This is a genomic window from Brachyspira sp. (assembly GCF_050873525.1).
Taxonomy (GTDB): Bacteria; Spirochaetota; Brachyspiria; order Brachyspirales; family Brachyspiraceae; genus Brachyspira.
This window is the reverse complement of sequence record NZ_JBNMIZ010000151.1, coordinates 1-6686: the sequence shown is the minus strand read 5'-3', so window position 1 is coordinate 6686 and position 6686 is coordinate 1. Positions and strand designations below refer to the sequence as shown.

At 31.7% G+C, this 6686-nt stretch carries 8 protein-coding genes; 4 read left to right on the top strand and 4 right to left on the bottom strand.

Going from position 1 to position 6686, the window contains the following annotated elements; all coding sequences use genetic code 11:
- Positions 1 to 117: 117 nt before the first annotated feature.
- The gene (locus ACR0QS_RS09680; RefSeq protein ID WP_432633241.1) at positions 118 to 1353 is read right to left on the bottom strand and encodes a methyl-accepting chemotaxis protein; all 1236 of its coding nucleotides are present in this window, start codon (positions 1351 to 1353) and stop codon (positions 118 to 120) included.
- A gap of 8 nt (positions 1354 to 1361) precedes the next feature.
- Positions 1362 to 1970 (bottom strand): PDC sensor domain-containing protein, encoded by a 609-nt coding sequence (locus ACR0QS_RS09675; RefSeq protein WP_432633240.1) that lies wholly within the window; start codon positions 1968 to 1970, stop codon positions 1362 to 1364.
- A 229-nt stretch (positions 1971 to 2199) separates the two neighbouring features.
- On the opposite strand from ACR0QS_RS09675, the gene ACR0QS_RS09670 reads away from it, so the two are divergent.
- The 4 genes from ACR0QS_RS09670 to ACR0QS_RS09655 are packed head-to-tail and all read left to right on the top strand — an operon-like array spanning position 2200 to position 4871.
- Positions 2200 to 2457 (top strand): YtxH domain-containing protein, encoded by a 258-nt coding sequence (locus ACR0QS_RS09670; RefSeq protein ID WP_432633239.1) that lies wholly within the window; start codon positions 2200 to 2202, stop codon positions 2455 to 2457.
- 28 nt (positions 2458 to 2485) lie between these two features.
- The gene (locus tag ACR0QS_RS09665; protein WP_432633238.1) at positions 2486 to 2869 is read left to right on the top strand and encodes a DUF948 domain-containing protein; all 384 of its coding nucleotides are present in this window, start codon (positions 2486 to 2488) and stop codon (positions 2867 to 2869) included.
- Positions 2856 to 3959 carry a peptidylprolyl isomerase gene (locus ACR0QS_RS09660; RefSeq protein ID WP_432633237.1) on the top strand — a complete coding sequence of 368 codons (1104 nt, stop codon included), beginning with the start codon at positions 2856 to 2858 and terminating at the stop codon, positions 3957 to 3959. The genes ACR0QS_RS09665 and ACR0QS_RS09660 overlap by 14 nt, the downstream gene beginning before the upstream one ends.
- 3 nt (positions 3960 to 3962) lie before the next feature.
- Positions 3963 to 4871 (top strand): hypothetical protein, encoded by a 909-nt coding sequence (locus tag ACR0QS_RS09655; protein ID WP_432633236.1) that lies wholly within the window; start codon positions 3963 to 3965, stop codon positions 4869 to 4871.
- Between the two features lie 3 nt (positions 4872 to 4874).
- Here the strand turns inward: ACR0QS_RS09655 and ACR0QS_RS09650 are convergent, their stop codons facing one another.
- Both ACR0QS_RS09650 and lgt read right to left on the bottom strand, forming a co-directional pair.
- Entirely contained in the window at positions 4875 to 5612 is a 738-nt protein-coding gene (locus ACR0QS_RS09650; protein ID WP_432633235.1) for a site-2 protease family protein, read from the bottom strand.
- Positions 5613 to 5641: 29 nt separating this feature from the next.
- Complete coding sequence (gene lgt, locus ACR0QS_RS09645) at positions 5642 to 6517, bottom strand: prolipoprotein diacylglyceryl transferase (RefSeq protein ID WP_432633234.1); 876 nt, start codon at positions 6515 to 6517, stop codon at positions 5642 to 5644.
- Positions 6518 to 6686 lie beyond the last annotated feature (169 nt).

Here is a 6686-nt window from a genome sequence, read left to right as displayed (position 1 = left end):
TAATTTCATTAATTTTAATAAAATATATTATATCATATTTTCGGAATTATTGTTTTAAAATTATAAAGACATAATTAAAATTTGATTTTTTAAATATAGTAATAAATTTATAAATTATTATTTCTTATCGCTTTTGAATTTGAAATAAGAAATCTCATCAACCATATTTTCCGTTCTGTCAGAAACTTCTTTACTCGACATTGCGCTGTCCTGCGCCATATTTGAATTTTCCTGCGTTATATTATTCAATTCCATTACCGCTTGATTTATCTGCTCTATTCCGTCCTCTTCTTGAATAGCCGAATTTGATATTCCCGTCAACACTTCCGAAACTTCATTTACCGATTTCTCTATCTCGCTTAAAAGTTCCGAAGATTGAGCGACAGATTCATTTCCTATCTCTATTTTATTTACCGTATCTTCAACTATATTCGTTATATTACTTGCAGCGTCATTAACCGTTTGAGCCAAAGAACGAATCTCGCTTGCGACTACCGCAAAACCTCTCCCTTGTTCACCAGCTCTCGCAGCTTCAACCGCCGCGTTCAAAGCGAGTATATTTGTTTGAAAAGCAATAGACTGTATCATTTTCGTTATGTCGGAGATTTTTTTGCTCGATTCGGAAATCTCTTTCATGTTTTCTGCCGTCTGCATAACCGCTTCGACTCCGCTTTTCGTATTGGAATATGCTTTTGCGCTCATGTTTTTCGCTTCGGACGCTCTCCTTGCCGTTTCTTTCAAAGAAGATGATAAAGCTTCGATTGAACTTGCCAATTCTTCCAACGCCGCCGCCTGTGAATTGCTTCTATCTGATAAATTGGAACTTCCTTCCGATATCTTGCTTATCTCGTTATTTATTACATCTATTCCTTGTTTTATTTTATAAATTACCGAACCGATTCTTCTTTGCATCTCGTCTATAGAATTTGTGAGGGCGCCTGTTTGGTCTTTTTTATCTAAAAGTTTCTTTTCAAATCTCGCGTTAAAATCCCCTTGTCCCATATTTGTAATAATACTTATCGCTCTATTCAATGATTCCGATAAAGGACGAACGACTACTGTTACTAAAATCGTTTCTATTCCCATGAAAGCAACAATAACAATAATTAAAACCATTATTAGCCTTCGCATGAGATTATCGAAGTAAGCGGTAGTTCCATGTCCAGCTATAAGCCATGGCATGTTTTCTATACTCTGAACGCCAGCCCATTCTTTGCCTTTTACTTCTATCAAATTATTTTTGCTTGAAATTGCGCTTTGAAAATCTGAAAATAAAGGATTTGAGAATATAGTATTTTTTTCGTTTAAAATATATTTACTATCTCTATGGGTAACATACATTCCGTTTGTCATTATTATATTTATTTCGGAATTTTCCGTCCCCCCCCCCCAAGTTCTGAAATAGTTTCTGTAATTTTGGCAAGAGATACATCTACGCCTACAACTCCTTTAAGATAACCGTTAGTATAAACGGCTTTTGTAAGCGTTATTAATCGCTCTCCTGTGGAGGCTATTCTTGAGACAATATAAACTCCTCTATCGTTTACCGCTCTTGTAAACCATTCCCTTGTTGTATGATTATAGTCTGGTTTACTTCCGATTAAATTTATAAATATTCCGCCATCATTATATTTTGGAATCGTATTCCCAAAATATATATCAATAATTTCTTTATTTTTATTCATAATATCTGAAAAAGCCGCGAACATATCGTTGCTGTTTATCGAACTTTTTGTATATGATTCTATTATATCTATTTCTGAATAATAAGAAGCAGCCCATTTTAAAACTTCTTCAGATGCATCTTTCATTTTTGTATTAATATTATTCAAAAATAATCCTCTATATTGAGGTCTATAAATTATATACATACTTATAGTGACTATTCCTAAAAATATTGCAAACGGAACTAAAAATTTACTCATTAAACCGTTTCTTTCATGCGATTTTTTAATCTTTATCTTTGACATAATTTTTTCCTTAAATTGTTTTATAAATAATTTAATTTCATTAATTTTAATAAAATATATTATATCATATTTTCGGAATTATTGTTTTAAATTATAAAGTTATAATATATATTTAATTTGGCAGTATTTGAATAAATTTATATTTTTTACAGGTTGACAAAAAATTAAATTGAATTTAATATTTATAAAAATAAATAAAAATAAGAAAGATAAGACAGGAGGATATATTATGTCTAAAGAAGTATCGGGATTATTTTCATTCATTTTGGGAGTAACCGCTGGAGTTGCGTTGGGCGTTTTATTTGCGCCAAAAGCTGGAGAAGAAACGAGAGAAGATATTAAAGAAACTATTGATAACTTAAAATATAAAGTGGACGATTTATATCATAGAGGCGTTTTGAAAACTACGGAACTCTACGAAAAAGGCAAAGAAAAAACGAACGATTTTCTTGATAAAAGAAGAAAAAAATCGGAAGCGGATAGTTAATAATATAAATAAAGTTAATCGTTAAATTATGGAAGATATCGTATTTCAAATAAATGTCATAGCTATATCTTTAGCTTTCATTGCGATAGCCATATTGATTTTGTCGCTTGCCATATTTTTTATTCTGCTTGCAAGTTATTTCAGATTTACAAATAGATTCGATAAAATACTCGATAATATGGAATCGATTAGCGATAAAATTAATAATATAGCTTCTTTTGTCGACTCGGAAACGGAGAAAACTAAAAGAACTTTGGACGATATGCATGACGCTTTCGACAATATAACAAACAGCGTATATAATTTTACTTCCGCCGCAAGAGGCTGGACGGAAAATTTAAGTATAGCGAATATAATAAAATCTATAATCAATTTGTTTAGAGGCAGGCAGGAATCCGATGACGATTTTTAGAAAATTCTTTATTTTTATAATTTATATTTTTATTTCTACATTATGTTTACATGCTCAAGATAATGATTGGGTTATAAGAATAAGAAATTCAGAGGGAGAAGAAAAAAAACTTCTCACGGTTAATGATTTTATGAGCGAACTTTCAAATATAGTCGTTTTGAGAGGACTTCCCACCGAAAATTTAAATATGCTTCTTACGAACGATTTACAATTATGGCAGTTTGCGTCCCAGCTTATCGAACAGGAATTAGTATATATTATAGCGGTTGAGGAGGGTTTGGATAAAGACGAAGAATTGACTTCAACTATTTCAAAAGAAAGAGATAATCAAATCGCTCAATTATATATGCAAAAAAATTTAAGAGACGATTTCAATGTCGTGACCGAAGAAGAGAAGAGACGATTTTTTAATAATAATAGAGAAAGAATACAGGCGGCAGGAGGAAATAATGTCCGATACGAGCAAGTCGCAACGGCTATAGAAACTACGATACTGCAAGAGCGAATGCAAAAAGAATACGACAGAATCATTAGCGAAGCGAGAACAAATTATAAACTTGAATATTCTTCGACTAAAGACCCATGCGTGACTATTGACGATAAACAAATAGCTTTATCGAATTTTAACGAAATGTTTAATCAGGCTTTAAGACAATCAAGCGAATCTGGACAAAATATTCCAGCCGCTTTGAGAGTTCAGGCGAGAGACAATATGTTTAAGGCTTTTGTCGCAAGAGAGATAATGATATACGAAGCGAATAAAATCGGTTTTTACGATAATCCCGAAGCGAAAGCGATTGAAAATTATATTACGAGAGCCGCCGTTGTCGCTCATTATATAGACAAAACGATAAGGGCTACAATTCCAGAACCAACGGAAGAAGAGATAAATCAAGTTTACGAACAGTATGGAAAATTATACAGAATAGATTCTCTTCCTTATGCAGAAGCGCAAAAAGCTTTGGAAACTTTGGTTATAGAAGCGAAAACTCAACAAAGATACCAAATATTGACAACGGATTTAAGATATAGGTATAATATAGAAAAAAATCTTTCACTTGTTGAAAATCTTGGAAAGAGCGAAAAATAATTTATGAAAAAGTATTTTATATATTTCTTTTTTATATTTGCATTATTTTCTAATTATTTATTTGCGATTAGAAACGATTATTATTTTGATATTTCGCCTTTAATACAAAAAAATAAAATGTTTTCTATAGGTTTGGGCGGAGTATTCGAAGAGTATAATTCTTGGTTTCAAAACGATGGAAAATTATATATCTTGGACCCTTATAACCCGAATATAAGCAGAAGAGATATTTATTTTACTTTAGCTCCTTTTTTTAGCATTCGTCCGATTAGATTTATTGAGATTGGAGCTTCCGCAAGTTTTCTATATCAAAGGCAGGATTCAAGAAACGATTTGACGGCGATGACGAATATGACGGACAGTTTCGGTTTTAAGGATGTCGATGCAAATATTAAAGTTACAATGCTCGACTGGTATTTGTCTTTGGGAGTTAAAGTCGGATTTAGTTATAGTTTTGCCAAAAGTTCTTTTTTATACGAACAAACTAAAGATAATTTTAATTTTTACGGCAATTTTATGATAGCTGGAGTTCCGAAAGTTATTCCCGTTAATTTTTTATTCTGTTATATATTTGATACAAGAGATAATCTTCTTACCGATATATTAAATTACGGAGAGATAATCGCTGGAGTGGAACTTATAACTTCGCCTTTTATAACGATATACACGGGAGTAAGTTATTTGTTTCCGTATAGGAGCAGTTTAGATTTTACTTATGTTGAGCCTTTCGTAAAAGTTAAAGCCACAATATCGGATTTTCTTTATATGACGGCTTCTTATAATAAAATAGTCTGGGGAAGCGGAAATATTCCAAACACTTCGACTTTTAATTTTTCAATAGAATATATGTTTTATTCTCCAAAATGGAACTGGTGGCATATTGGAGAGATTGGAAAATCAAAGTCTAAATAAAAATTATAAAGATAAAATCGTCTTAAAAGTGTCGCCCAATAAATAGCTCGATATATTTTGTATAAACGACAAGATAGTTCTTAATATTCCAAAAAATAATAAAGCGTATAAAATCAAAAAACCGTAAGGATATATTTTGTCGTAAGTATTTTTTCCTTTCGGAGATAAAAAGAATCTCAATATCCATCCGCCGTCCAAAGGAGGAAACGGCAGAAGATTAAAAAACATAAGCATTATATTTATTATATAAAACATTAAGAGCATTGCGAGAAAAATCGGAATTATATTTAAAACCATATTCGTTACAATATTTTCGTTTGTCTGCATGAAAATTATTAATTTATTTATGATAAATACTCCGTTAATCGAAAATGTAAGAATCTTCATTATCAAAAAAGAAATCGAAGCGAGTATTAAATTCGCAAAAGGTCCCGCAAACGAAACTATCGCCTGGTCTCTTTCAAAATTCTTAAAATGATTCGGATTAACGGGAACGGCTTTCATCCATCCGATTATTGGAATTCCAGTAAAAGCGGCAAGCAAAGGCAAAATTACCGTCCCTAAAATATCAATATGAGCAAGTGGATTCAAAGTGAGTCTACCCAAATCCCGCGCCGTTTTATCGCCGAAATTATAAGCCACTCTTGCATGAGAATATTCATGAGCGCTCGCAGACATTATAAATACGAAATACGAGATAATTCCGATAGACAATCTATTTGAAAATATTTCATAAACCATTTTATTTTCCATTTAATTAATTTTTTAGTTTAATCGGATTTTTTAGCGTAAGTATAAATCAGCATTACCGTTCCGACTATAACCATACATATAGAATATATAGCTCCCGAAGTTATCGGTCCTATAGTCCATTCCGTTATATCTCTTGCAAACTGTTCTATAAAAGCTCTAAACAATCCGTATAATAACATCCAAACCCATAATCTCGTTCCCGTTTTTATTTTTTTATTTTTTTGACTCAAATATAAAATAAAATAAGAAACTAAAGCCAAAACCAATCCTTCCAATATAGCCTCGTATAATTGCGAAGGATGTCTCGCTTCCGTATAAGGTCTTATCGCTGGAAACATAGCAACCCATCTTTCGTATCCGCCGACAGAATCGTAAAGAGGAAATTGCATTCCGATAAAAGAATCCGTCACTCTTCCGTAAAGTTCCGCATTCATAAAATTTCCAATCCGTCCGAAGAATAAACATAAACTCGATGGCAAAGTGGCATGGTCGCCTATATCCAAAATTCTATAATGATATTTTTTGCTGAAAATAATTAACGAAATACACATTCCTATAAATCCGCCATGAAAAGACATTCCCGCAAAACCCGAAAAACTTATTCCGTTGTCAAAATTTATTCCTAATATTTCCCAAGGTTTCAAAAAAGTAGCGGGAGAATAAAATAAAAAATAACCTAATCTTGCGCCCGCTATCGCCCCGACTGCGCCGTAAAAAACCATGTCGTAAACTCCGCCGTTATCGGAGTCGTTATATTTAATCCATCCTTTCTTTTTTATGCGACTTAAAACCAAACAGGAAACGATTATTCCGACTATATACATAAGCCCATACCATCTTATTGGAATATTCGGCGAGAATACGAAAGGCGTTAAAAATTCTGGATATTTCATTCTACTTTTCCTCTTTAATAAATATAAATCAAAAATTAAAAACTAATAAATTGATTAAGTTATATTATATTAAAATGATTATTGTATCAAGTATATTTATTTAATTTTATTCTATTCTTAATTAATTATTTTCTTTTATAGCTTTTATCAAATATAATATATATAATAT